20 protein-coding genes, 1 pseudogene and 1 riboswitch are annotated in these 26020 nt (G+C 42.9%); of the genes and pseudogenes, 3 read left to right on the forward strand and 18 right to left on the reverse strand.

Annotated elements, in window-relative coordinates:
- Positions 1-55 precede the first annotated feature (55 nt).
- The 12 genes from E5S68_RS05300 to E5S68_RS05355 all read right to left on the reverse strand — a co-directional run bounded on the left by E5S68_RS05300 (position 56) and on the right by E5S68_RS05355 (position 13708).
- Complete coding sequence (locus E5S68_RS05300) at positions 56-766, reverse strand: ABC transporter ATP-binding protein (RefSeq protein WP_006595831.1); 711 nt, start codon at positions 764-766, stop codon at positions 56-58.
- A complete protein-coding gene (locus E5S68_RS05305) occupies positions 766-1530 on the reverse strand; it encodes an ABC transporter ATP-binding protein (protein WP_006595830.1) in 765 nt (254 codons plus the stop codon). The genes E5S68_RS05300 and E5S68_RS05305 overlap by 1 nt, the downstream gene beginning before the upstream one ends.
- Positions 1530-2477, reverse strand: coding sequence for a branched-chain amino acid ABC transporter permease (locus E5S68_RS05310; protein WP_006595829.1), 948 nt, complete (start codon positions 2475-2477; stop codon positions 1530-1532). The genes E5S68_RS05305 and E5S68_RS05310 overlap by 1 nt, the downstream gene beginning before the upstream one ends.
- Before the next feature lie 3 nt (positions 2478-2480).
- Positions 2481-3350: a branched-chain amino acid ABC transporter permease gene (locus tag E5S68_RS05315; RefSeq protein WP_009731472.1), complete on the reverse strand. Its 870-nt coding sequence runs from the start codon at positions 3348-3350 to the stop codon at positions 2481-2483.
- Between the two features lie 81 nt (positions 3351-3431).
- Positions 3432-4589, reverse strand: coding sequence for an ABC transporter substrate-binding protein (locus tag E5S68_RS05320; protein ID WP_006595827.1), 1158 nt, complete (start codon positions 4587-4589; stop codon positions 3432-3434).
- A gap of 94 nt (positions 4590-4683) precedes the next feature.
- A complete protein-coding gene (locus E5S68_RS05325) occupies positions 4684-4968 on the reverse strand; it encodes a DUF2129 domain-containing protein (RefSeq protein WP_135783102.1) in 285 nt (94 codons plus the stop codon).
- Positions 4969-5102: 134 nt separating this feature from the next.
- Positions 5103-5693, reverse strand: coding sequence for an ATP-dependent Clp protease proteolytic subunit (locus E5S68_RS05330; RefSeq protein ID WP_006595825.1), 591 nt, complete (start codon positions 5691-5693; stop codon positions 5103-5105).
- A 164-nt stretch (positions 5694-5857) separates the two neighbouring features.
- Complete coding sequence (upp, locus tag E5S68_RS05335; protein ID WP_006597185.1) at positions 5858-6487, reverse strand: uracil phosphoribosyltransferase; 630 nt, start codon at positions 6485-6487, stop codon at positions 5858-5860.
- Between the two features lie 100 nt (positions 6488-6587).
- Positions 6588-9248 carry a magnesium-translocating P-type ATPase gene (gene mgtA, locus E5S68_RS05340; protein ID WP_234697687.1) on the reverse strand — a complete coding sequence of 887 codons (2661 nt, stop codon included), beginning with the start codon at positions 9246-9248 and terminating at the stop codon, positions 6588-6590.
- Positions 9249-9470: 222 nt separating this feature from the next.
- A riboswitch (M-box (ykoK) riboswitch) is annotated at positions 9471-9625 on the reverse strand.
- A 40-nt stretch (positions 9626-9665) separates the two neighbouring features.
- A complete protein-coding gene (locus E5S68_RS05345) occupies positions 9666-10835 on the reverse strand; it encodes a MalY/PatB family protein (RefSeq protein WP_006595822.1) in 1170 nt (389 codons plus the stop codon).
- Between the two features lie 9 nt (positions 10836-10844).
- Positions 10845-11939: a cystathionine gamma-synthase gene (locus E5S68_RS05350; protein ID WP_135782649.1), complete on the reverse strand. Its 1095-nt coding sequence runs from the start codon at positions 11937-11939 to the stop codon at positions 10845-10847.
- A gap of 140 nt (positions 11940-12079) precedes the next feature.
- Positions 12080-13708 carry a putative polysaccharide biosynthesis protein gene (locus E5S68_RS05355; RefSeq protein ID WP_135782650.1) on the reverse strand — a complete coding sequence of 543 codons (1629 nt, stop codon included), beginning with the start codon at positions 13706-13708 and terminating at the stop codon, positions 12080-12082.
- Between the two features lie 86 nt (positions 13709-13794).
- On the opposite strand from E5S68_RS05355, the gene E5S68_RS05360 reads away from it, so the two are divergent.
- Positions 13795-15240 (forward strand): UDP-N-acetylmuramoyl-L-alanyl-D-glutamate--L-lysine ligase, encoded by a 1446-nt coding sequence (locus tag E5S68_RS05360; protein ID WP_135782651.1) that lies wholly within the window; start codon positions 13795-13797, stop codon positions 15238-15240.
- A gap of 38 nt (positions 15241-15278) precedes the next feature.
- On the opposite strand, the gene E5S68_RS05365 is transcribed toward E5S68_RS05360, so the two are convergent.
- The 4 genes from E5S68_RS05365 to pflA form a co-directional block, all read right to left on the reverse strand.
- Positions 15279-15929, reverse strand: coding sequence for a DUF1803 domain-containing protein (locus E5S68_RS05365; RefSeq protein ID WP_135782652.1), 651 nt, complete (start codon positions 15927-15929; stop codon positions 15279-15281).
- A complete protein-coding gene (locus E5S68_RS05370; RefSeq protein ID WP_135782653.1) occupies positions 15913-16425 on the reverse strand; it encodes a YiiX/YebB-like N1pC/P60 family cysteine hydrolase in 513 nt (170 codons plus the stop codon). The genes E5S68_RS05365 and E5S68_RS05370 overlap by 17 nt, the downstream gene beginning before the upstream one ends.
- Before the next feature lie 63 nt (positions 16426-16488).
- Positions 16489-17424 (reverse strand): manganese-dependent inorganic pyrophosphatase, encoded by a 936-nt coding sequence (locus E5S68_RS05375; RefSeq protein ID WP_135782654.1) that lies wholly within the window; start codon positions 17422-17424, stop codon positions 16489-16491.
- A gap of 126 nt (positions 17425-17550) precedes the next feature.
- Positions 17551-18345 carry a pyruvate formate-lyase-activating protein gene (pflA, locus tag E5S68_RS05380; RefSeq protein WP_135782655.1) on the reverse strand — a complete coding sequence of 265 codons (795 nt, stop codon included), beginning with the start codon at positions 18343-18345 and terminating at the stop codon, positions 17551-17553.
- Between the two features lie 212 nt (positions 18346-18557).
- Here pflA and E5S68_RS05385 point away from each other — a divergent pair.
- Both E5S68_RS05385 and E5S68_RS05390 read left to right on the forward strand, forming a co-directional pair.
- Positions 18558-18743: pseudogene (locus tag E5S68_RS05385) on the forward strand (UTRA domain-containing protein); the annotation flags it as partial.
- 265 nt (positions 18744-19008) lie between these two features.
- Complete coding sequence (locus tag E5S68_RS05390) at positions 19009-23865, forward strand: glycosyl hydrolase family 95 catalytic domain-containing protein (protein WP_135782656.1); 4857 nt, start codon at positions 19009-19011, stop codon at positions 23863-23865.
- Positions 23866-24304: 439 nt separating this feature from the next.
- Here E5S68_RS05390 and E5S68_RS05395 read toward each other — a convergent pair whose 3' ends face one another.
- Together E5S68_RS05395 and E5S68_RS05400 are read right to left on the reverse strand one after the other, a co-directional pair.
- Entirely contained in the window at positions 24305-25108 is an 804-nt protein-coding gene (locus E5S68_RS05395; protein ID WP_135782657.1) for an ABC transporter ATP-binding protein, read from the reverse strand.
- Between the two features lie 13 nt (positions 25109-25121).
- Complete coding sequence (locus tag E5S68_RS05400; protein WP_135782658.1) at positions 25122-26015, reverse strand: ABC transporter permease; 894 nt, start codon at positions 26013-26015, stop codon at positions 25122-25124.
- Positions 26016-26020: the final 5 nt, after the last annotated feature.

A 26020-nucleotide genomic window follows, 5' to 3' on the forward strand; every position in this document is an offset into this window, starting at 1 on the left:
TCTAATTGCAGATAAACTATTTTTAAAAAAGAGCCCAAGGGCTCTTTTTTATCCGTTATCCACCAAGGTAGGCCTTGCGGACATCTTCTGAGGCTAAGAGTTCTTTTCCTGTTCCGGACAGAACCACTTTTCCTGTTTCCAAAACATAACCGCGGTCTGCGATGGCAAGGGCCTTGTTGGCATTTTGCTCAATCAAGAGAACGGTTGTTCCTTGTTTTTGGATATCTTGGATGATATCAAAGATTTCTTGGATAAAGATTGGAGCTAATCCCATAGAAGGTTCATCCAAAAGCAAGAGTTTTGGTGTTGACATAAGTGCACGACCCATTGCGAGCATTTGTTGTTCCCCACCAGATAGAGTAGCGGCATCTTGGTTCTTCCGTTCTTCCAAACGTGGGAAACGTGAGAAGACTTTCTTCAAGTTAGCTTGATTTTCTTCTCTATCTTTCTTCAAGAAAGCTCCCATTTCCAAGTTTTCCATAACAGTCAAGCCTGGAAAGACGTGGCGGCCTTCTGGAACTTGAGAAAGCCCAGCAGCTACAATTTTTTGAGCCGGAACCTTTTGAATCTCCTGACCCAAAAACTCGATTTTCCCAGCACTTGGACGCACCAAACCTGAAATGGTACGAAGAATAGAGGTTTTCCCAGCACCATTGGCACCGATAAGAGAAACAACTTCTCCTTCATTGACTTCGAAACTGACATCACGGACAGCCTGGATCATGCCATAGTGTACAGAAAGATTTTCAACTTTTAACATAGACATTAGGCTTCACCTCCTAGATATGCTTCGATTACTCGTTTGTTATTCTTAATTTCCTCTGGCGTACCATGGGCAATCAAACGACCATATTCCAATACATAAATCCGTTCTGTTACTTCCATGACCAAGCTCATATCGTGTTCGATCAGCATGATCGTAATATTAAATTCTTTTTGAATGCGACGGATCAATTGGGTCAATTCTGCTGTTTCTTGAGGGTTCATTCCTGCAGCAGGTTCATCCAAGAAGAGAATTTTTGGCTCTGTAGCAAGGGCACGAACGATCTCCAAGTGACGTTGTTGTCCGTAAGCTAAGTTCTTAGCCAAGGTTTCTGCTTCTTTTTCCAAACCAAATATCGCTAACAATTCAAGGGCTTTTGCTTTCAACGCTTCTTCATTTTTGTAATAGCTTGGCAAACGGAACAGACTAGCAAAGACATGTGGTTTGTGGTGATTGGCAAAAGCAATTAAGACATTGTCCAAAACGCTCAAGTCTTTAAAGAGACGGATATTTTGGAAGGTCCGTCCAAGACCACCAGAAGCGATTTTATAAGGTGCTTTACCGTTTAATAGGTGCCCATCTAAAGTAATGGTTCCTTCACTTGGTTCATATACCCCTGTTAGGAGGTTGAAGAGAGTTGTTTTACCGGCACCGTTGGGTCCGATCAAACCAACCAATTCCCCTTCATTGAGTTCCATGGTTACATCCCCAACGGCTGTCAAACCACCAAAGTTTTTTGTTAAATTTTTTACTTCAAGAAGTGCCATTAGTTAGCCTCCTTTTTTGAGAGTAGTTTTTTCAAGCTAAATTCCCATGTCCCTAGAAGACCACCTGGACGGAAGATCATCACGAGAATCAAAGCCAATGAGTAAATGATCATACGGACGCTTGAGAAGTCTTGAAGCACCATGTTCAAGATCCCCAAGACGATGGCTGCCACAACTGTTCCTGACATCGATCCCAAACCACCGAAAACGACAATAATCAAGACATTAATGGTATTGGTGAAAGAGTAATCTTTAGGAACAACGGAACCGATAAAGCCAGCTTGAAGAGATCCAGCAATCGCTGCTGTGATCGCACCAAATACAAAGGCAATGACTTTGACTTTGGTCGTATTGATCCCAACAGATTCTGCTGCGATTTCATCTTCACGAACAGAAAGGGTAGAACGCCCAATTGGACTGCGTAAGAAGTTAATCGTAAAGATCGTTGTAATCACGACAAAGAGGTAAACCAATTGCCAGGTTGTAAAGGCTGGCAAACCAAGGATACCTGCGGCACCATTTGTTAGAGTACCACCATTGACAATCAAAATCCGGATAATTTCTGAAACCCCAAGTGTTGCAATCGCCAGGTAGTCTCCTTTCAACCGAAGAGTTGGAACCCCAACGATCAAGGCAACGAGACCTGCAATCAAGGCCCCTAAAACCATAGCGCCAAAGAAAGCACCGTAGGTTGGTGATTTAGAACCGAGAATGGCTGCAGAGTAGGCACCAATGGCCATAAATCCGGCATGACCGAGTGAGAATTGACCTGAAAAACCAACGATGAGGTTCAAACCAACTGCAAGGATGATATTAATCCCGATTTGTTCCAAAATTTGGATATAGAAGAGGTTGAGGACACCTGCTGCAACCAAGACTTGGATCAAGGCAAAACCTGCAATCAAAAGACCAAGCCAGACTAAATTCACTTTTAAATTTTGTTTCATGGCTTACACCTTCTCTTTCACATTTTTACCGAGGATACCTGCAGGACGGATAAGTAAGATCACAATCAAGATGGCATACACAATAGCATCACGGAAGTCTGAAAGACCAATCGCTGTAGCGAAAGTTTCCAATAAACCGATGACAAAGCCACCTAGGGCCGCGCCTGGAATGATTCCGATTCCTCCAAGAACGGCTGCGACAAAGGCTTTGATCCCTGGTGTCATCCCCATCAAAGGTTCGATTGAGTTGTAATACAAACCGATTAAAACCCCACCAGCACCCGCTAAGGCTGATCCCAAGGCAAAGGTAAAGCTGATGGTCCGGTTTACGTTAATCCCCATCAATTGAGCGGCATCGCTATCAACAGAAACGGCACGCATGGCTTTCCCCATCTTTGTCTTTTGGATAATAAATTGAAGAGCGACCATCAAGAAAATAGACACTCCTAAGATCATCAACTGAATGTTAGAGATCGAAATGGGACCAAAATTGTAACGAACAGTTTCAATGACTTGTGGGAAGGAACGGGTATTGGCCCCTACAAAGAAGACCATCCCGTATTCGAGCAAGAAGGAAACCCCGATGGCTGTAATCAAGGCTGCAATCCGAGTTGAATGGCGAAGCGGACGATAAGCCAGATATTCAATCACAACCCCTAAAATAGCTGTCCCGACCATAGCCAGAAGCAAGGCTACAAAGAAGTTAACCTTCAATGAGTTCAATAAGAAATATCCCATAAAGGCACCTACCATGTAGATATCCCCATGGGCAAAGTTGATCAATTTGATAATTCCATACACCATAGTATAACCAAGGGCTAAGAGTGCATAGACACTTCCCAAGATTAGACCGTTCACTAATTGCTGGAGCATTTGAACCATCCTTTCTAATAATAAAGAGCGAGGCCAGGAATTTTCATTCTCCCAGCCTCTTGTACAAACAACAAATGATAATTAAGGTTTAACCGACTCAACTGACTCAACTTTACCATCTTTTAAGCCAATCATAAGTGCAGATTTAACCGGATTATGGTCTTTGTCAATAGACATTGTACCAGTAACACCTTCCAAGTCTTTCAACTTCGCAAGGTTGTCTTTCAATTCGACAGAGTTCTTAGCACCTTTAGATGCTTCTGCAACCATGTAAACTGAATCATACGCCAAAGCTGCAAACATTGAAGGTTCTTCGTTGTATTTTGCTTTATAAGCTTCTACGAATTTCTTGGCTTTATCAGTCATTTCACCTTCAGTAGAGAATCCAGCTACGTAGTAGATGTCTGTAGCTGCAGCAGGTGTTGCTTGTTCAACGAATTTAGCATCGCTAAATCCATCACCACCAATGATTGGTTGTTTGATTCCCATACCACGTGCTTGGTTTACGATTTTACCAGTTTCAGTGTAGTACCCTGGAAGGACAATCGCATCGAAGTCTTTGTCTTTGATTTTTGTAAGAGCAGCTTGGAAGTCTGTATCCTTAGATTGGAAAGTTTCTGTTGCTACGATTTCACCTTTATAAGATTTCTTAAAGGCTTCAGCAATCCCTTTAGCATAGTCAGATGAATTATCGTAATAAAGAACAACTTTCTTCGCTTTCAAGTTATCCGTTGTATATTTAGCAATGATTTGTCCTTGGAAGCTATCGATGAAGGTTGCACGGAAAAGGTAATCTTGACCTTTTGTCAAATTATCTTGTGTTGCTGATGGTGTTACCAATGGAACACCTGCTTTACCAGCATTCGCAACAGCTGCGGCAGTGGCACCTGAAGTAGCAGGCCCTACAAGAGCGTTCACTTTTGATTGAGTGACAAGGTTTGTAGTGATTGTAGCTGCTTCAGCTGTTTCAGATTTGTTATCTTTGTCTGTGACAACAATCTTCTTACCATCAGCTCCACCATTAGCATTGATTTCATCAACGGCTAATTGAGCACCTTTTTGTTCAGCACTACCATATGCTGCTACTTCACCAGTTTTTTCAAAGTTAAAACCGATTTTTAGTTCTTTGCCGATTTCGTTACCAGTTGTGTTTGAACCTGAAGTTGAAACTTCACCACAGGCCGCAAGAAGAGCGACACTTGCAATTGTTAAAAATGAAAGAGCAAATTTTTTCTTCATTTGTAATAATCTCCTTAAATAAATCTAAAAATTAAATATATATTAAGAATATACCGAATTATCTGAAAATTGTCAACATAAAAAACGCAATCCTCTAAATGATTGCGTTTTCTACTCGTATTTCATCCTGTTGACGATGCAAACTTCCTACAAAATCACGATCCAATTCTTGAATATGGCAAATTTGAACCTTCTTCACGAAGCGTTCCTTTTTTAATTGCTGCACGATTTCAAGGACTTGAGAACTATCGACATAGACCTGTACATAGCGCATTTTTTTGGAATGATAAATCACATCCCCAATTGCCTGTAATTTTTTTGCATCACGATTATAGTACAACTTAACAATTAAACCTGTTCTTGCTTGTTTCTCAAACATACATTGTCCCTTTCTGGTTCTTCTACCAGTATAGCAAATTTCAAGTAAAAATACTATATTTTTCAAAAAACTCTCTTGAAATAAGAAAATCTCCTCTATATTTTAGAGGAGATTTTTGCTCTGCAAAAGCTTGATTAGCCTAAATTGTTATTGGACATGATTTCATCGATAAAACCATAGGCCAATGTTTCTTCAGCAGTCATCCAGTTATCGCGTTCCGCATCTGCGTGGATTTTCTTGAGGGTTTGCCCAGAATTTTCCGCCAAGATTTTTTCCAATCTGTGACGTGTTTTCAAGAGGTGTTCTGCTGCAATCGCCATATCTGTTTGTTGGGTACCACCGCCAGTACCACCCATTGGTTGGTGAATCATGTACTCCGCGTTTGGCAACATGAAGCGTTTGCCTTTAGCACCACTTGACGCAATCACAGTCCCCATGGAAGCCGCCATTCCCATAACAATGGTTTGGACATCTGATTTGATAAAGTTCATGGTATCTACAATGGCCAGCCCTGCTGAAACAGACCCACCCGGTGTATTAACATACATGTAGATATCTTTGGTATTATCTTGAGCATCCAAGAAAAGCAATTGGGCAATAATGGAATTGGCCATTTGATCTTCTACTGGTCCTGTTACCATGATAATCCGGTCTTTTAAGAGGCGAGAATAAATGTCGTATGAGCGTTCCCCACGACTAGTTTGTTCAATTACTACTGGAATCATTGATTCATCTCCTTTTATCCAATTTCACCAGTCCCCTTCTTCTTTGGGGACCGGCTTTCTTTCGAGAGGTTCTTCACCTTCGATCTTTTCTAAAAGCTATTATATCCCATTGGTCAACAAAGGTCAAATTTTTACTTTCTTTCAAAGACTTTCAGGAGATGTAATTATTTTGTACCAAAGAGACGGTCCCCTGCATCTCCCAAACCTGGCACAATATAACCGTTTTCGTTCAGGCGTTCATCCAAGGCTGCTGCAAAGATTTCGACATCTGGATGAGAGTCTTGGAAAGCTTTCACTCCTTCTGGAGCTGCAACCAAGCAGACAAATGTAATATGGCTGGCACCACGTTTCTTCAAGGAATCAACAGCCAAGATAGCTGAACCACCTGTAGCCAACATTGGATCCACGACAAAGATATGGCGTTGGTCGATATCTTCTGGCAATTTCACCAAGTATTCGACCGGTTTCAAGGTTTCTTCATCGCGATACATTCCGATATGCCCAACTTTGGCAGCTGGTACTAAACTCAAGAGTCCGTCTACCATCCCGATTCCCGCACGAAGGATTGGGACAATCGCTAGTTTTTTACCAGCAATTTGTTTTTGAATTGTTTTGGTAATCGGTGTTTCGATTTCTACATCTTCTAGTGGAAGATCACGCAACACTTCATACCCCATCAACATGGCAATTTCATCAACTAATTCACGAAAAGCCTTTGTAGAGGTATCTGTCCGGCGCAAAATGGACAATTTATGCTGAATAAGTGGATGTTTAATGACTTCAAGTTTTCCCATAATAGTTCCTTCTTTCTCTATATTCATCTTATTATATCAAAAAGGAAGAAAAAGGCCTACAAATATGCAAACCTTTTCTTTTCTTATTTTCATTAGTAGCTTATAGCCACTCCTTGTACTTACCAATATAATAGTGTTTGACCAGGGTGACACTTGCCATATAAAGGAAGAGAATCCCCGCTAGTAATAGGAAGTAAAGACTATTTAGTGGCGCTACTTTTAGCAAGGAAGCCAATGGGCCATATGGTAGGAAGGTCACAAAGAGGGCGCCCAATAAGGTCGTTGCCATGACAGCAAGGGCTGGCCGACTTTGAACAAAGGGCAATTTTGGAGACCGCAGCATATAGATGACCATGGTTTGGGACCACATGGACTCGATAAACCAGCCGGTTTGAAAGAGCATGATGAAGAGTCCTGCACTACCAGCACCATGGACATAGCCATAGCCTGTAATCATGGGTACAATGACAAAGTAGAGAATGATGAAGGTCAGGATGTCAAAGATAGAGGAAATAGGACCGAACCAGGCCATAAAGCGGGTAATGGATTTGGCTTCCCAGATTCGTGGTTTCTTCAAGAAGTCCTTATCCACTCGGTCAAAAGGCAAGGCAATACAGGAAAGATCGTAAACCAAGTTCAAGACGATGAGATGGATAGGGGCCATTGGAAGGAAAGGAAGGAAAATACTGGCAAAGAGAAGGGAGAAGATATTCCCGAAATTAGAAGAAACGGTCATCTTGATGTATTTGGTCATATTGGCATAAACCTTGCGTCCTTCTACCAAGCCTTTTTCGAGGACCATCAAGTCCTTATCCAGAAGGATAACATCTGCTGTTTCTTTGGCAATATCGACAGCTGTATCAACCGAAATACCCACATCTGCTACTTTCATAGAAGGTGCATCATTGATGCCATCTCCCATATACCCCACCTTGTGCCCATTCGCTTTGAGCTGCAAGATAATGCGTGCTTTTTGGTCTGGAGATAATTTTGCAAAAACGGTGGTTGTTTCGACTGCTTGAGCCAACTCTGAATCAGAGAGACTGTCGATATCGCTACCCAGCAAAATGCGGTCAACATCCAGTCCCACCTTTTCACAAACCGCTTGGGTCACTTTCTCATTATCACCCGTAAGAATTTTAGTAGCAACTCCGTATTCCGCAAGGGTATTGATGGCTGGTGCTGCGGATGGTTTTGGTGGATCCAAGAAGGCTAGATAGCCCGTCAAGATCATGTCTGCTTCATCCCCTACTTCAAAGGCATAGCCTTCCTCAAGATTTGATTTGTAACTAACCCCTAGCACGCGCAAACCTTGTTCATTCAGTTGAGCCACTTCTGCCAAGACGTCTTCCCGCACTTGGTCTGTTAGGGGGATAATCTCATCCTTGTATTCCACATAGTTAGAGACTGTTAGCATTTCTTCCAAGGCTCCCTTGGTGACCATGCTCACGATTCCCAGCTCATCCTTGACAATGACACTCATCCGACGGCGTTCAAAGTCAAAAGGCAATTCATCAATTTTTTGGAAGCTTTGGTCCAAGCCTCTGACAATTTCGTGTTTCTTAGCTTCTCTTTCTGTCCGACTGATAATGGCGCGGTCCATCAAGTTTTTGAGGCCGGTTTGGAAGTAAGAGTTGAGATATGCCCGACGTAGGACGGATAAATCCAAGTCCCCACGAATGTCGAGTGGGTATTCGAGTACAATTTCATCTTGGGTCAAGGTTCCTGTCTTGTCCGTACAGAGGATATCAATAGCGCCTAGATCTTGAATAGCGTTGAGCTTTTTGATAACCACTTTTTCTTTGGCCATGATAATGGAACCCTTAGCCAAGCTAGCTGTGATAATCATTGGAAGCATTTCCGGAGTCAAACCCACTCCTACACTGAGGGCAAAGACGCCTGCTTCCAGCCAGTCCCCGTCTGTCAAAGCATTGATAAAGAAGACGATGGGCACCATCACCATCATGAGTCGGATCAACAACCAAGAGATGGTGTTCATTTCTCGTTCAAAAGAGGTTGGTTCATCATAAGTATTGATGGTCTGCTCAATCGCTCCCATCATGGTTTCATCCCCGACTACTAAGACCAAGGCAGTTGCTCGGCCTGAGATGACGTTGGTCCCCATGAAAGCTAGACTCTCACTCTCCAGGAGACTATCCAGATTTTGGCCACTTGCTTTTTTTAAACAAACTTTTTCGACAGCATCACTCTCACCAGTCAAACCGGATTGTTGGACGAAGAAGTCTCGAGAATCTAACAAGACCACATCCGCTGGAATCATGTCGCCTGCACTCAGTTTGATCAAGTCTCCCACAACGATCTCATCAATGGGAATTTCTTCTTCCTTGCCTTCTCGAATCACTGTTGCTGTATTAACAATCATGCGAGAAAGGTTACTAGCAGCCTTGTCACTGCGTAATTCTTGGATAAAGCGAATCCCCCCTGAGAGAAGAACGAGGACGACGATAATAAGAGAGGTCGTTGGATCTTCCTCACCCGGCTTGGCTAACCAAACATTGGTCACCAAAGAAACAAGGGCAATGAGAAGCAGGATGACTGTGAAGGGATTGATGATCGATTCAACAATCCGTTTCCAGATAGAGCTTTCTTGTCCTTTGGTAAGGACATTTTCTCCATAACTTTCCCGGTTTTCTTCTACTTGGTCTTCCGTCAATCCAGACCAGCTAGATTGATAGTTGGATAAGGTTCTTGTTTCTGCATCTTGCAATGCAGCAATGAGTCTTTCTTTTGTTGTTTGCATTGAAATCTCCTTTTTTATCAGGAGCCAAACGCTTATAGAGTCCCGATGACACAAATCAGCGATTGGCTGGCTATGTGCGGTTCGGGATGATCGTCGATTTGTATCATAGTGTTCTCCTTTTCTACTTGATAGGTGAAAGGCTTCTTAAGCATAAGAAAAGAGCCCTCCCTCTAACAGGTAGGACTCATTAAACTCGTCGTTTATTTTTTAATGAAAATTCTCAAAAAATAGACCGTCCAAGCTTTAGCTCCGCAAGGCAATGAAATGAGCTTAGTCTTGACCTTTGCGATCAGGACTGTTGACCAACGAGTAGTGTCTCCACTGCTTTGCGGTAGTCATCCGTATCCTTGTGGTAGCCTCACCTACCGTTATTCCCCTTGAGTATACTCCTCCCCTATAGAAAAGTCAACCCTCACATTAAACTTTTTTAGGAAAGGCAGTTACGATCCGAGCAACAATCTCTTGGACTAGGGTTTTCGGAGCCGCCACATTTAGACGAGCATGTTGCTTCCCTTCTACTCCAAAGTCTGTTCCTTTATTGAGGATGACCTTGGCCTGATCATGAAGACGAGCATGGAGTTCTTCCTCAGACAATCCGTAGTCAGAAAAATCTAGCCAAAGAAGGTAGGTCCCCTGAGGCTTCATCACCTGGATATCGGTCCGCTCTCGTATAGTATCCACAGCATAATCGATATTTTCTTCCAAGACAGTTTTTAAGTCTTCCAACCAATCCTTTCCCTTCTGATAGGCAACTTCTGTTGCCATATAACCAAGGGCAGAGATTTCATGCTGGTTGTTTCGCAATTGCTGGGCTAAGAAGGACTTCCGCAAGCCTTCATTCTCAATGATGGCATAGGAATTTTTTGTCCCTGCAATATTGAAAGTTTTTGTCGCACTAGATAAGACAAGTGTGAATTCTTTAAAGCTGGGATCTACTGTATTAAAAGACACATGTTTGTGCCCAAACAGCGCCAAGTCTTGGTGAATTTCATCTGAAATAAGTAAGACTCCATATTTTTGGCAAAGTCGACCGATTTTTTCTAAGACTTCCTTCTCCCAAACTCTCCCACCCGGGTTATGAGGATTGCACAAGATATAGAGTTTTACCTGATGTTGGACTAGATCTTTTTCCAATTGCTCAAAATCAATTTGGAAGAGTCCCTCCTCTTCAAGAAGAGAATTGGTCACTAATTTGCGTTGATTGAGACGAACACTACGAGCAAATGGGGGATAGACTGGTGTATTGATGAGGACAGAGTCCCCTTCCTTGGTGAAAGCTTGAATAGCCGTTGAAATGGAAGGAACAACCCCTCCCATAAAGACAATGGCTTCCTTAGCAAACTCATAGCCATGCTCGGTTTTTTCCCAATTCTGAATGGCTTGGTAGAGCTCCTCGCTTGGATAGGTATAGCCGTAGACCAATTGATCCGCATAGTCTCGAATGGCTTGTCGAACAGCAGGTAAGGATTCAAAATCCATATCGGCAATCCAAGCAGGAAGAAGCTCAGGATCTTGTTCTGACTCCTTCCACTTACTAGTGTGGTGCCCCAAACGATCAGGGGCGGTCAAAAATTGTTCTTTTCCCATGATGGACTCCTATCTAGCCAATGCTTGTTCTAAATCCTCTATCAAATCCCTTGCGTCTTCAATTCCGATGGAGAGGCGAAGCAAGTCGTCCGTTAACCCATAGGAATGACGAACCTCTGCAGGAATATCTGCATGAGTCTGGGTCGTTGGATAGGTAATCAAACTTTCCACACCACCTAAACTCTCTGCAAAGGTAAAGACTTGCAAATGATTCAAAATGGTTGGAATTTTTTCTTCCTTCCTTACTTTAAAGGAAACCATGCCTCCCTTGCCGGTATACAAGACTTCCTTAACAGCTGGATGCCCCTTCAAGAATTCCACTACCTTCTTCGCATTTTCTGTAGAGCGCTCCATACGAAGAGCCAAGGTTTTTAAACCACGGATCAATTGGTAGCTGTCAAAAGGTGAAAGAACAGCTCCAGTTGTGTTAAGGTTATAAAAAAGTTGCTCATAGAGACCTTCGTCATCTGTGACAACAACACCCGCTAAGACATCATTGTGCCCCGCTAGATACTTGGTCGCTGAGTGGAGGACAATATCTGCTCCTTCTTCAATTGGACGTTGGTAGATAGGGCTATAGAAGGTATTGTCTACAATCACTTTTGCCCTTTTTTCATGAGCTAAGGTAGCCAGTTTCTGGATATCAAACTCCAACATGAGAGGATTGGTTGGCGTTTCAATATAGAGAATATCCACTTCTTCCTTCAGACCCTCTATCAATTCTTCCTCTGAATTCGCATAGGTAAAGAAGAAGCGGCCTTCTTGCTCCATCTGGTTGAACCAGCGAAAAGAGCCTCCATAAAGGTCCCGTACTGCTAAGACCTTGCTTCCCACTGGAAAAATACTAAAGGCTAAGACAATGGCAGACATACCTGAACTCGTCACCAATGCATGCTTTGCGCTCTCAATAGCTGCTAAAGTCTTCTCAGCATTTACCCGAGTTGGATTCTTTGTACGGATATAGTCGTATCCAGTAGATTGACCAAACTCTGGATGCTGGTAAGTAGTTGAAAAATGAAGCGGAGTAATCAAAGCCCCCGTTGCTTGATCCGATTTAATTCCAGCTTGCGCTAGGATAGTGTTAATATTCTTTTTGCGACTCATACAAACCTCCAATGGACGTAAATTCAGTTGTCTCTATTGTATCACTTCTTCAGATGATACGGTTTTTCCTTTTTCAAGAGCTAGATATAGCTTCAAACTATAATGAAAAAGAGGTGGGCGCTAAACCCAACCTCCATAGTTTATGAGATGTGAAATTTATTTCGAAGAGTAGCTGCCTTGTTCCCAATAAAACGATCTAAGAAACGAAGACGAAGACCAAGACCACCATAAACGATGATTCCCACACCACCAATCAGAGCTACATAGATCATACTCATCACTCGACCGTTTGGTTTTAAGACAAAACTAAAAATCAAGACTGAAAGTAAAACCACTAATAGCATAATTAAGGTTAAAATAGCTGTTAATAAGCTCCGTTTGAAGACTATTTTGCGATTAAAATGAGTCACTCGATGAATTTCTTTGTACATGAGGACGATTGGAATCATGAGACCAATAGTAGTAGAAAGAAGAGGGCCATAGGCTCTAAAGAGATAAATAAAAGGCACTTGTAGAATCAGTTTCACCAATACCCCATAACCAAAGTAAAGAATCGCCTTCCTATTTTGGAAAAGAGCCTGGATCATTGGGGATAGGACTGTATACAAGCCTAGAATGACCGTTTGCAACATCGCTAGGATAAAAAGCCCCAAAGCAAGGGAATCTGGTTTCCCGTAAAAGACGGTATAGAGAGGCTTTGCAATGGCTACTGCACCAATCGTAGCTGGAAGCAAGAAGGCTACTAGCATGGTCAGGTTATCCTGAACTAGCTTACCAGCAGCTCGAAAATCCCCCTTGACATAGTTTTCTGTTAAAAGCGGAATCCCCACTCCTCCAATCGAGGTCGCTACCGCAATTAAAATCATGGTGATTTTATTTGGATTTGCTGAGAAGTAGCTGAATTGAACCAAAAGCTCTGAGCGAGAGAAGTTGGTGAACCAAGACATGACATTGCTATAGGTCATCTGGTCGATAATCTGGAAGAGCTGAATGGCTGATCCTGTTACAATGAACGGAATCGCTTCACGAATGGTATCCCACAAGAGGGCCTTGGTATCAATCTCATTGTCAGACTCTGGTCGATGAATAATATGTTTCAAAAGGCCTGTCTTCCAGAGGTAATAGAAGAGAACAAATAGACTTGCCCCCATCCCAATAAAGGCTGCAAAAGTGGACTGGGTCACTGCTTCAACGTAATCACCTGAGCCAACTTTCATAATAAAGTAGGCTGTCAAGAGCATCCAGATAACCCGAATCACTTGCTCAGCAATTTGACTGATGGCATAAGGTTTCAGATTGTTATGCCCTTGGAAGAAGCCACGGATGACACTCATGGAAGGGAAGATGAGGACTGCCCAAGACAGGCTTTGCATGACAGGGATTAGGTCTTTCCCACCCCCAGACAGCTTTGCAAAGACTGGAGAAAGCAAATACATGATAATGGCAAAAATTAGTCCCAACAAGGACATGAACTTGAGAAAACCTCGAATCATGGCATAGCTATGTTCTTCTTGCCCCTTAGTATTGTATTTAGCCACCTGCTTAGCGACTGCTACCGGGACGCCTGCTGTTGAAATCAGCAAAAACCAAGCATAGATATTATACCCCATAGTAAAGAGACCATTTGCTTCTGCCCCATGTTTCCCCATCCAGATATACCAAGGGATGATATAGGCCGCTCCTAAGAGACGGCTGATAAAATTGCTAGCTGTCAACCAGACTGTTCCACGCAGCATCTGGGCCTGTTGATTACTTGTTTCGTTACTCATATGTTTCCTCTACTAGATAGTCTTCTTTCATTATAAACTTTTCCTTTACACTTGTAAAATAAGGGCTTTCAGTTTAAAATAGGATTATGATGAAGATAGAAACTGTACTAAACATTTTAAAAGAGGATCACAACTTTCGTGAGATCCTACAAGACGGAGAATACCACTATTCTGCAAGTGGTGTTTCTTTTAATCAAATTAGCTACGATAGTCGAAAGGTCAACGCTGAGACCCTCTTTTTTGTGAAGGGGGCAAATTTCAAGAAGGAATTTTTGGAACAAGCAATCGAACAAGGCCTTCAGTGGTATGTCGCTGAGCAAGACTTTGAGGTTAGCATCCCAGCCATTATCGTTACGGATATCAAACAGGCTATGAGCTTGATTGCCATGGAATTCTATGGCCACCCTGAGCGCCAGCTAAAACTCTTAGCTTTTACAGGGACCAAGGGCAAAACCACTTCTGCTTACTATGCCTACAAGATTCTTGAACAAGGCCACCGTCCAGCTATGCTATCCACTATGAACACAACCTTGGATGGCAAGACCTTCTTCAAATCAACCTTGACGACTCCAGAAAGCATTGATTTGTTTGAAATGATGGCCCAGGCAGTAGCCAATAATCGGACCCACCTGATTATGGAGGTCTCTAGTCAGGCCTATTTAGTCAAACGGGTTTACGGACTTACTTTTGATGTTGGTGTCTTCCTCAACATCAGCCCTGACCATATTGGACCGATTGAGCATCCAACCTTTGAGGACTACTTCTACCATAAACGTCTCTTGATGGAAAATAGTCGTGCTGTTGTCGTCAATAGCGATATGGATCATTTTGAGATTCTTGCGGAAGAGGTCGCTGAGCAAGACCACGACTTTTACGGTAGTCAATCAAGCAACCAAGTCCACAACTCTAAAGCCTTTAGCTTTTCTGTCACTGGCAAGTTAGCCGGCGACTACCAGACCCAACTGATTGGTCGCTTCAACCAAGAAAATGCTGTGGCTGCAGGTCTTGCCTGCCTTCGTCTAGGTGCGAGTCTCGAAGACATCCAAAAAGGAATTGCCAAGACGCGCGTTCCTGGCCGAATGGAAGTCTTGACTCAAAAGAATGGGGCCAAGGTCTTCATCGACTATGCCCATAATGGAGATAGCTTGAAAAAACTGCTCTCAGTTGTCGAAACCCATCAATCGGGAACCATTTCACTGGTCCTTGGATCAACTGGGAATAAAGGAGAGAGCCGCCGCAAGGACTTTGGCTTGCTCTTAGAAGACCATCCTGAAATTCAAGTCTTCCTCACAGCGGATGACCCTAACTATGAAGATCCTTTGGCCATCGCTGAAGAGATTGGCAGTTTCATCACGCGCCCTGTCGAAAAAATCGCAGATCGCGAACAAGCCATTCAACAGGCTATGGCAACGACCAGCAAGCCTGAGGATGCTGTTATTATCGCCGGAAAAGGAGCTGACTGCTACCAAATCGTCAATGGCGTAAAAGAAGAGTATCCAGGGGATGCCGCCATTGCTGAACGTTACCTATAATCAAACGAAAGAAGGCTAGGAAATTTTCCTAGCCTTTTCTATTGTTTACTAAACATCAGTCTTTCCTTGTCCAAGTCCACTACTAATTCATATTTGCCTTCATCATTTTTTCGGATATAGCCTAAGATTTCTAAACTGTCTACAAAGATGTCTCTGCGCTTTTGCTGGGCTTCTTCTTTTTTGAGGAACTTGAGCAAAAAGCTAGTCATATACTTGAGAGCATACTCTGGATTGACGTCTCCCAAAATGGCATAGAGCTTCTCTTGCTCCTCCGTCAAAGGGTATTGGTGAGCCACCTTGTAAAAGTAATTGGAAAGGGTCTGTGCATTTCGCTCAAAGTCAGTCTCCTCTATGAGAAGCACTGCATTGGTCGTGTTGCGGAGTTCCGTTTGGAAGACCTTGACTTTCAGTTCCTGATAAAATTCACTATCCTCTCGGACAAAGACTTCTTGATCCAAATCAACAAGATCAGCTGACTCCAAGAAAGGCAGGTTGAGGGTGTAGCGTTTATTTTCTCGAAGGATCAAGCCCGCTTTGATATACTCCTCCATCAGTTTATCCACTGGTTGATCTGGAAATTGGGCCTTGATTTGCCGCAAAATCACATCATCCTGCTGATCCAAATAGTTGATCAAGTCCTTAAAAAAAGGCTGACGTGTCAAACGTGTGGGGTTAATGATTGTAATCATCCAAATACCTTTCTTTAAATTGTAGATGGGGAGACTGGGCTAACTGACTCGGGTTGGTCCCGGGCTGATCTAAAGGAACGGCTAGACCAAGCTCCTTGTAGTAATCCAGCCAGAACGGACTAATCTCCTCTTCCTCATCTCCAAACTTCATGGGAATGGTTTCAAAAATAGGGAGAATTTCTGCTACAAACTGGGAACAATAGAAACCATCTCCATCTGGATAAAAGGACGCATTGTAGGGAGCCCCTAAAAGACTCTCTGCTCGCTTTTTGACCTCTTCGTGATCAATCTCCGTATAGCGATAAAGGTCATAGAATTTTCCAGCTTCAAAGAAATCTTCGGGTGACTGGGAAAGAACACCACCTTCTACCGTTGCATGATAAATGAAACCGTCCAAAAAGATAGCCACATGGCTGTAATTACCTGTCGAAGCCTGGATGGCCTGCCCCATTTCCGTATCTTCTCTCACAAAAATCAAATCGCCATTTTCTAACATCTTTCTCTCCTAGCAAAAAAGGAGCCGAAACTCCTTTTTAACAATGGGCTTCCCCATCTATGATTATGCATTAAAGCTTTCAGTCAATTGTGGTACCACTTGTTTCTTACGTGAAACAGCACCTGGAAGGAAAGCGTGGTTGTTTTCAAGTTTGAAGTTGAAAGCTGCTTCTACCTTGTCCATATTAGCACCAAGAGCCAAAATTTCTGAGTTTGAGTTGACGATGTCTGTAATCATCAAGACAAAGTCAGAGTAGCCGTTAGCTGCATTTGCGGCTTGGATAGCTGCTTCGATTTCAGCTTGGCGTTCCAAGACTTCAGCAATATCAACTGTGTTCACTTGAGCCACACGGACATTGTTTCCGTTGAGTTCAAAAGTCTTCGCATCGATATCAATCAATTCTTCAGCAGATTTGCTTGCCAAGTTTGTACCAGCCTTAAGCATGGAAAGACCGTATTCTTCCAAGTTTACACCAGCCAATTCAGCCAATTCAGGCGCAATCACCTTATCAGATGGGTGGGTTGTTGGTGATTTCAAAAGAAGAGTATCTGAAATCAAACCTGATAGCATCAAACCTGCGATTTCTTTTGGAACAGCTACGCCATGCTCTTTGAACATGCGGTAAACGATAGAGGATGCTGATCCAACTGGTTCCAAACGCATGTAAAGTGGGCTTGCAGTTTCAAAGTTAGCCACACGGTGGTGGTCCACCACACCATACACTTCTACTTCAGCGATATCTGAAACAGATTGTTGGAATTCATTGTGGTCTGTTAAGATGACTTGCTCTGCACCTTCTGCTTTAGCAGATGTGATCACGCGCGGTGCTTCTACACCAAAATAGTTCAAGACGAAAGCTGTTTCTTCATTTGGAGTTCCAAGGGCCACTGCCTCTGTATCCAAACCATATGCTTCTTTTGCAAGGTAAGCAAAAGCTACAGATGAACCAATGGCATCTGAATCAGGGTTTTGGTGACCAAAAACAAGAATTTTTGACATGTTTCTACCTCTTCATTTTCATTTGTCTATTAACTCTATTTTAGCACGTTTTTCCGTTTAAAGAAAGGGAATAGTTGTGCATTTCATCAGAAAAGACAGCTGGAAGAACCAACTGTCTTAACTTCTTTATCCTTTAACTCGTTTCAAGTAATCTTGATAACTTTCGGTTTCCATCAAGTCCTTAGCATTTTGAACCCGTTCTTTTGTTGGAGGTTTCACACCCTCCAATTTGTACGGAATTCCCAATTCACGCCATTTGAATTCCCCCATAGTATGGTAAGGGAGAATTTCAAATTTATCGACATTTTTAAGGGTTTTAACAAATTTTCCAAGCTCGATCAAATCATCATCTCGGTCCGTTAAACCTGGTACCAAAACGTGACGAATCCAAACGGGTTTTCCAATATCAGACAAGTACTTGGCACAGGCCAAAATATTCTTGTTAGTTTGACTGGTCACAAATCTGTGTCGTTCATCATTGATTTCCTTGATATCAAGAAGCACCAAGTCTGTCACCGCCATCAAGCGGTCGAATTTTTCCAAATAACGAGGTGTATTTCGGAAAGGTAGAGCACAGGTATCCAGCGTACAGTGGATGCCTAGTTCTTGAGCTTTGGTAAAGAGGGCAATCAAGAAGTCAATTTGAAGCAGAGCTTCTCCTCCACTGACTGTAATTCCTCCTTTATTTCCCCAGAAGCCTTTAAACCGCAAGGCTTCTTCTAGAACATCATCCACCGTCCGTTCACGGGACTTATTGGTTTCCATAGCCCAAGTATCTGGATTATGGCAATACTGGCACCGCATTTGACAGCCTTGAAGGAAGACAATAAAACGGATCCCTGGTCCATCCACCGCACCGAAGCTTTCCGTAGAGTGTACCATTCCTGTTACTTTTCCATAGTCAACTGTTTCATTTTCCATGTCTTGTCCTTCTCTCTTGAAAACGATTTATGATTTTATTATATCACGATTCCTTGTGAATAAAAGGATTTTAATGATTTTTTAGAAAATAAACTGTTTTCCAATTTCATCCCATTGTATTAGTACAGGTCATTCCAGTAGCTGTTACTCTTACCTATTCTCTATAGCAAAAAAAGAAAACGAAGAGCCGTTTTCTTTTTTTAATATCTTAAGAAATCTTGATTTCACCAATCGATAATCGCGATAAAATCTTACTGGATCTTGGAAAAGACCAACACGTTGTAACAGTCCGCTCCCAGGTTTACTTAGCAGACGGTCGGCAATTCCAGTTCACCGAAAGCCGTCACAAATTAGACAAGTTTCATTTTGTCGACTATGCAAAAAGAAATCAAAAATAGAGTACTCCGCTGGCAGTTGAGAATGGACTCAACTGTTTTTTTTACGATATCCGAAAATGAAAACTGTTTCAGCCCAAAATAATAGCTTATTTATCTCTTATTTCTCTCCTATTTTAAGAAATAACACTCTCAAATATGCATCTTACCTAAAAGCTATTGACATTTTCCTGTTTCCCTATTAAATTGGATATGATAGAAATAAAATATGAAGGGACTGTCTTTAACTAAAAATGTAAGCGGTCTCAAAAAGCTAGAGGAGAGTTCTATGGACCAAAGATTTTTGGAAAAATCCTGTCGTTATAGCATCCGCAAACTAACAGTCGGTACGGCTTCTGTTTTACTAGGTGCATTTTTTCTCAGCTCACATCAGGTATTGGCTGATAGTATTACGGGAAGTCAAAATGAAAACAACCTTACTGAATCTGCCCCAACAATAGAGAGTCCGACTGACGGAACTGGAGGATCCAAGCCAGAAAATCCACCTATTGCTCCTATTTCTGAAGAAAGAGACTCAACTCCTGATAGATCTGTTGAAAGTAATCATACAGACGGTTCGACTAGTTCAATTGAGCCGAATAAAGATAAGGAAACTATGAAAGTTGAGACTCCCGTGGCCAAACAAACTGATTATCAATTGACCTACAATCAACCAGCTGCTCCTTCCTATGACGGTTGGGAAAAGCAGGCTCTCCCAGTCGGAAATGGCGAGATGGGGGCCAAAGTCTTCGGATTAATTGGTGAGGAGAGAATCCAGTACAACGAAAAAACACTCTGGTCTGGAGGCCCTCAGCCAGATAGTACAGACTATAAAGGAGGAAACTACGAAGACCGCTACAAAGTCTTAGCAGAAATCCGTAAGGCCCTTGAAGCTGGAGACCGCCAAAAAGCGAAACAATTAGCTGAACAAAATCTAGTAGGACCAAACAATGCTCAGTATGGTCGTTATTTATCTTTTGGTGATATCTTTATGGTCTTTAACAACCAAAAGAAAGGCTTGGAAAATGTTACCGACTATCATCGTGACTTAGATATTACCCAAGCTATTACGACTACTTCTTATAGCCAAGATGGAACCACTTTTAAACGCGAAACCTTCTCTAGCTATCCTGACGATGTTACTGTAACCCATTTGAGTAAAAAAGGAGATAAGACCCTCGATTTTACCCTTTGGAATAGCTTAACAGAAGATTTACTTGCTAATGGCGATTACTCTTGGGAATATTCGAATTATAAACAAGGGGCGGTTACGACTGATTCGAATGGTATCTTGCTCAAGGGGACTGTCAAAGATAATGGACTACAATTTGCTTCTTATCTTGGAATCAAGACAGACGGACAAGTCACTGCACAAGATGGCTATTTGACTGTCACTGGAGCTAGCTATGCGACCCTTTTACTCAGTGCCAAGACCAATTATGCTCAAAATCCAAAAACCAATTATCGCAAGGATATTAATGTAGAAACAACTGTCAAATCGATTGTCGAAGCTGCTAAGGCCAAAGATTATGAAACTCTAAAACATGACCACATCGAGGACTATCAAAGTCTCTTCAACCGTGTTCAACTAAATCTTGGCGGTAGCAAGTCTACTCAAACGACAAAAGAAGCTCTCCAAACCTATAATCCGGAAAAAGGGCAACAACTAGAGGAACTCTTCTTCCAATACGGACGTTACCTCCTCATCAGTTCGTCTCGTGACCGTACTGATGCTCTTCCTGCTAACTTGCAAGGAGTCTGGAATGCTGTAGACAATCCACCTTGGAACGCTGATTACCACCTCAACGTTAACCTTCAGATGAACTACTGGCCTGCCTATATGAGCAATCTCGCAGAAACGGCTAAACCAATGGTCAATTATATCGATGACCTGCGCTACTATGGCCGTATCGCTGCTAAAGAGTATGCAGGGATCGAGTCCAAAGAAGGCCAAGAAAATGGTTGGCTGGTCCACACCCAAGCTACACCGTTTGGCTGGACCACTCCAGGTTGGGACTATTATTGGGGTTGGTCTCCGGCTGCCAATGCTTGGATGATGCAGAATGTCTATGACTACTACAAATTCACCAAGGATGAGACCTATCTCAAAGAAAAGATTTATCCAATGCTCAAGGAAACTGCTAAGTTCTGGAATTCCTTCTTGCACTACGACAAATCTAGTGACCGTTGGGTGTCTTCTCCATCCTACTCACCAGAACATGGAACCATCACGATTGGGAATACCTTTGACCAATCTCTAGTTTGGCAGCTCTTCCACGACTATATGGAAGCAGCCAATCATCTCAATGTCGACCAAGACTTGGTGACAGAAGTGAAGACTAAATTTGACAAGCTCAAACCACTTCATATCAACCAAGAGGGCCGAATCAAGGAATGGTACGAAGAAGACAGTCCTCAATTCACTAATGAAGGAATTGAAAACCATCACCGTCACGTTTCCCATCTAGTTGGACTCTTCCCAGGTACTTTATTTGGCAAGGATCAGCCGGAATACCTGGAGGCCGCACGCGCAACCTTAAACCATCGTGGAGATGGGGGGACTGGTTGGTCCAAGGCCAATAAAATCAACCTCTGGGCTCGTCTACTAGATGGAAATCGTGCCCATCGTTTGTTGGCTGAACAGCTTAAATCTTCAACTCTAGAAAACCTCTGGGATACGCACGCGCCTTTCCAAATTGATGGAAACTTTGGTGCCACCAGCGGGATGGCAGAAATGCTCCTTCAGTCTCACACAGGCTATATTGCTCCATTACCAGCTCTTCCGGATGCCTGGAAAGACGGGCAAGTCTCAGGTCTAGTCGCTCGTGGTAACTTTGAAGTCAGCATGAAATGGAAAGAAAAAAATCTTGAGTCATTAGCTTTCCTTTCCCATGCTGGGGGAGATTTAGTGGTCGATTATCCAGATATCGAATCGAGTATTGTCAAGATTAACGGGAAAGAAATCAAGCCAACTCTTCTGAAGGGCAATCGGATTCAGATTGCCACTCAAAAAGGGGATCAGATTACCTTTGAGAAGTTGCCAGAGCAGGTCACTCGCCTATCTGCTGTGAGAAAAGATGCTGTAACAGCTGAACTCGATTTCAATCCGGTTACAGATGCAACCCACTATGTCATCCGTCGAGAAAGCAAAGATGAAAGCAATGACGCTTCTTCTGTCAAGGAATTCCTAACCAATGTCACTCATTTCATCGACCGCTCCATTGATTCTCTCCACAGCTATAGCTATACTGTTAGAGCCATGATTGGGGAGCGCTCAAGGCAAGCATCAGAAGCTGCGTCAATCCAGCCAGTTGTCGAATTGATGGACGACAGAGATCCCCGTGTTCAATACGGTCCTGCCTTCCATAACTGGGAGGATGCTGATCTATTTGCAGGAACTGAAAAATACGCTGACCTAACTGTCGATAGCTATTCTGACAAAGATGCTACTGCTAGGATCTCTTTCAAGGGGAGAGGAATTGAAATCTATGGTCTCAAATCATCTGAATTAGGCCTGGCAGAAGTCCAAATCGATGGCAAAAAAATAGGAGACCTAGATTTCCACACATCTGGAGAGACGGAAAAAAGTGCTCTAATCGGTCGTTTTACAGGACTTCCTGATGGAGATCACCTCCTAACTCTAACTGTGAAGAAGGAGCACTTGAACCGAGGGGATGAACGCTCAAAAATTTCCTTGGATTACTTTAAAATCTATCCAGGCCAAGGTGCGACTGTTGAAAAGATGGATGACAGAGACCCCCGCATCCACTATGGCTCCTTGTTCAAGGACTGGAATGAATCAGGCTTATATCAAACGACAGAAAAATACGCGACTCTCCAAAACGTGGATCCATCTCAGTTTTCTGAGGCCAAGGCAACCATTCCCTTCACTGGTACAGGTATTCGCATTTACGGCTTAAAATCTTCTGACTATGGAAAAGCCTTAGTAACCCTGGATGGAAAAGAAATGCCAAGCTTGAACTTCTACTCAAGTGCTGACTATGAAAAGAACGTATTAATTGGCGAGTATACAAACTTAAGCAATGGAGATCATATCCTCACCTTGACAGTGGATCCTAATTCTCTTGATGACAGAAAGATGATTTCTCTAGATTCATTCGACATCTTAAAGCCACCAACAGTATCCCTGGATACTCCAAGCCTAGCCCCAGTAAAAGCAGGCGATCAGACGATTACCCTCACACTTCCGTCTGGGGAGTGGGATGCTATTGCCCTTCATTTCCCTGGCGAAAAAGATCCTATTTTCCTCAAAAAAAGGGACGAACAGCACGTTACTCTATCAGATGGAAATCGAGTGTTAGCGATTAAGGACCAGCAGATTGAACTGCCGATCCCAGAAACTTTTCACCAAAAACAAAATCAGATCATCTCAGCCTATGCCATCCGAGGAAAGACCATCACTAGTCCGGTCGTCTCTCTCTTACCTGCTATAGTGACAAGTTTGGGAGACCAAAAACCACCTGTAGTGACCCTTCCTGAGTACACAGAGCCAATCGGCACTTCTGGGCAGGAGGCACCTATCCACTCTCTACCTGAATATGTCCTTCGAGTACTGAAAGACCAAGCAAGCAAGGTAGAGGTCATTAGCGGAGAGAATGAGATTGGTAGTGACAGTCATTTAGAGATTCAAAAGGTCCTTGACCAAGGTCTCTTTGGTAAAACCTACGATGCTTTCAACCTTCAACTCAAGGATAAAGAAGGGAATCCAGTTCCAGTGAAAGGAAGTGTACTGGTACGACTTCCACTATCAAAAGAAGTGAAGCAACTCTATGTCCTGACTCCTAATCAAGGACTCCAACCATTAGAATTCACACTCAGAGAGGGCATGATTGAATTCATGGCACAAGAGTTAAGAACCTATGCCATTGTCTACCAGTCAGACTCCAGTGAAAAAGTTGAGCCGACTACATCAGAAAGAAGGGAGCCATACAAGCCAATTTCAGAGAGCACTAGTCCAAGGAAGGCCGGTGATGCTTTGATGAGTGTTCCCAACTCTAAACAAGACCAGGCTTCGCAAAGACAACTTCCAAAAACGAATACTGGACACAGTTCATACCTACTCTTCTTAGCAGGACTCAGCCTTGTTCTCGCAGCTAGCTTCCTAGAGAAAAAGGAACAGGATTAGCTTGATGTTGTTAGCTACATCAATAAAAGAACATTAGTGATTCTTCAATAAAAAAATAAATTTCGTCTTTTTAGCATTAAGCTAAGCATTGAAACTTTCCGCAGTGAGAAAAATGCTTGAAACACTGTTTTTTTCAAGCATTCGGGAGTTTTGAAACCTTAGATTCAAAACTAAGTCATGGAATTTCGTAGAAGTTCGCTGACGTCCGCACTCACCTAAGGAAAGTTACTAGGATTACTTTTTCTTCAATATAAAAGAGGCTGGGACAAAAGTCCTAGCCTCTCAATTGTCTTTGGATTATCGAGCAAGACGCAGTGGTTGAGTGGGCTCTACTACGCTGATTTCATCAGCTTTTACAGCCCTACTCAACTGTGCGGAGGTAGGACGACGAAATCGAATTCTAACGAATTACCGATTTCTGTCCCACTCTCTTTTTCGTTTATCCTAATACCAATTCGTCACTCACCAATGTTTCACCACTGTTCTGATGGAAAAGGCGCATCAAGTCTTCAACTGTCAGGTTCTTCTTTTCTTCCCCTTTAACATCGACTACAATCTTGCCTTGGTAGAGCATGATCAAGCGATTGCCATATGCGATGGCATGGTTCATATCATGCGTAATCATCAAGGTTGTCAAATCATGGCTTTCGACAATCTTTTGCGTCAGTTCCATGACCATTTCACTGGTCTTGGGGTCGAGCGCCGCGGTATGTTCATCCAGTAGCAAGAGTTTCGGTTTGACCAAGGCAGCCATCACTAAGGTCAAAGCTTGACGTTGCCCGCCTGATAAGTATTGCGTATCCACTTTGAGGCGATTTTCCAAACCAATATTGAGTTCCTTCAAAGCCGTTTTAAATTCCTCGCGGTCCTTTTCTTTGACACCCCAACTGAGGCTCCGTCTTGCTCCACGTTTTTTAGCAATGGCCATGTTTTCTTCAATGGTCAAGCGGGAAGCCGTCCCCATCTTAGGATCCTGGAAAACACGCGCAATATCTTTAGCACGCTTCCGAACACTGGTCTGCTTAATGGATTTCCCTTCCAAAAGGATATCTCCTTGATCCACTTGCAAGCCACCAGCCAGAATATTCATCAAGGTCGATTTCCCAGCTCCATTTCCTCCGATGACGGAGATGAAATCCCCTTCTTCTACTGTTAGATCCAAGCCTTTGAGAACATGGTTTTCATTGACCGTACCTGCTTCGAATGTCTTATGGATATCTTCAATTTTTAACAATGTTGCCATTTATCTTCTCCTTCTAGTTGCTGCTTAATTTTAATCCACGAATCTTGACACGTTTCTGTACTTCTGGTGCGAACAAGACCAAAGCCAAGAGAATGGCGTTAAACAAACGGACTAAGTTTTGGTCTAGGTTTGGAATTTCGTAGATATTGAGGATAATGAGGCGGTAGACAATTGCCCCCACTCCAATCGAAAGCAAGCGTCCTCCAATGGTCAAATCATGAATTAGGACTTCTGCTAAAATAACAGCACTGAGACCTACGACGATGGTCCCTGTACCAGAAGTCACGTCGGAGAAGCCGTCTGTCTGAGCGAAAAGAGCCCCACACAATGCAACCAGTCCATTGGAAATCATGTAACCGAAAATCTTCATGGTGTCCACATTCACCCCATTGGCCTCACTCATCGGGATATTGTCACCAGTCGAACGAAGAACCAAACCAATCTGGGTTTTCATCAAGAGGGTCAAAATCAGACAAACCAATAACAAACAAGCAATACTAACAGCAAAGACAGCCGCCTCATTGGACAAACCCAAGCCCATTACAGACTTGAAAATGGTACTAGAATCACCAATGGATAAATTAGGGACGCCCCCCATAATCTTAATATTGATTGAATAGAGACCAGTCAGTGTCACAATCCCTGTTAAGAGGGCGGGGATCTTCATCTTGGTATGCAGAAGGCCAGAAACTAGACCTGCTAACATCCCTGCTAAAATCGAGAAGAGGGTCGCTAACCAAGGGTTTTGACCTGCTTGGATTTGGGAAGCAACTACAGCAGCTCCTAGTGGAAAGGCCCCTTCCGCTGTCATATCCGCTATATCTAAGATGCGGAATGTTAAGAAAATACCAATGGCCATAATTGACCACAATAAACCTTCAGATAAACTTGATAATACTAAATCCATCATCC

This window comes from Streptococcus rubneri, from assembly GCF_004785935.1.
Lineage (GTDB): Bacteria > Bacillota > Bacilli > Lactobacillales > Streptococcaceae > Streptococcus > Streptococcus rubneri.

Excerpts from the sequence above, each read along its gene's own strand:
- E5S68_RS05300 (WP_006595831.1), bottom strand. The coding sequence starts at position 766 with ATGTCTATGTTAAAAGTTGAAAATCTTTCTGTACACTATGGCATGATC.
- E5S68_RS05305 (WP_006595830.1), bottom strand. The coding sequence starts at position 1,530 with ATGGCACTTCTTGAAGTAAAAAATTTAACAAAAAACTTTGGTGGTTTG.
- E5S68_RS05310 (WP_006595829.1), bottom strand. The coding sequence starts at position 2,477 with ATGAAACAAAATTTAAAAGTGAATTTAGTCTGGCTTGGTCTTTTGATT.
- E5S68_RS05315 (WP_009731472.1), bottom strand. The coding sequence starts at position 3,350 with ATGCTCCAGCAATTAGTGAACGGTCTAATCTTGGGAAGTGTCTATGCA.
- E5S68_RS05320 (WP_006595827.1), bottom strand. The coding sequence starts at position 4,589 with ATGAAGAAAAAATTTGCTCTTTCATTTTTAACAATTGCAAGTGTCGCT.
- E5S68_RS05325 (WP_135783102.1), bottom strand. The coding sequence starts at position 4,968 with ATGTTTGAGAAACAAGCAAGAACAGGTTTAATTGTTAAGTTGTACTAT.
- E5S68_RS05330 (WP_006595825.1), bottom strand. The coding sequence starts at position 5,693 with ATGATTCCAGTAGTAATTGAACAAACTAGTCGTGGGGAACGCTCATAC.
- upp (WP_006597185.1), bottom strand. The coding sequence starts at position 6,487 with ATGGGAAAACTTGAAGTCATTAAACATCCACTTATTCAGCATAAATTG.
- mgtA (WP_234697687.1), bottom strand. The coding sequence starts at position 9,248 with ATGCAAACAACAAAAGAAAGACTCATTGCTGCATTGCAAGATGCAGAA.
- E5S68_RS05345 (WP_006595822.1), bottom strand. The coding sequence starts at position 10,835 with ATGGGAAAAGAACAATTTTTGACCGCCCCTGATCGTTTGGGGCACCAC.
- E5S68_RS05350 (WP_135782649.1), bottom strand. The coding sequence starts at position 11,939 with ATGAGTCGCAAAAAGAATATTAACACTATCCTAGCGCAAGCTGGAATT.
- E5S68_RS05355 (WP_135782650.1), bottom strand. The coding sequence starts at position 13,708 with ATGAGTAACGAAACAAGTAATCAACAGGCCCAGATGCTGCGTGGAACA.
- E5S68_RS05360 (WP_135782651.1), top strand. The coding sequence starts at position 13,795 with ATGATGAAGATAGAAACTGTACTAAACATTTTAAAAGAGGATCACAAC.
- E5S68_RS05365 (WP_135782652.1), bottom strand. The coding sequence starts at position 15,929 with ATGATTACAATCATTAACCCCACACGTTTGACACGTCAGCCTTTTTTT.
- E5S68_RS05370 (WP_135782653.1), bottom strand. The coding sequence starts at position 16,425 with ATGTTAGAAAATGGCGATTTGATTTTTGTGAGAGAAGATACGGAAATG.
- E5S68_RS05375 (WP_135782654.1), bottom strand. The coding sequence starts at position 17,424 with ATGTCAAAAATTCTTGTTTTTGGTCACCAAAACCCTGATTCAGATGCC.
- pflA (WP_135782655.1), bottom strand. The coding sequence starts at position 18,345 with ATGGAAAATGAAACAGTTGACTATGGAAAAGTAACAGGAATGGTACAC.
- E5S68_RS05390 (WP_135782656.1), top strand. The coding sequence starts at position 19,009 with ATGGACCAAAGATTTTTGGAAAAATCCTGTCGTTATAGCATCCGCAAA.
- E5S68_RS05395 (WP_135782657.1), bottom strand. The coding sequence starts at position 25,108 with ATGGCAACATTGTTAAAAATTGAAGATATCCATAAGACATTCGAAGCA.
- E5S68_RS05400 (WP_135782658.1), bottom strand. The coding sequence starts at position 26,015 with ATGGATTTAGTATTATCAAGTTTATCTGAAGGTTTATTGTGGTCAATT.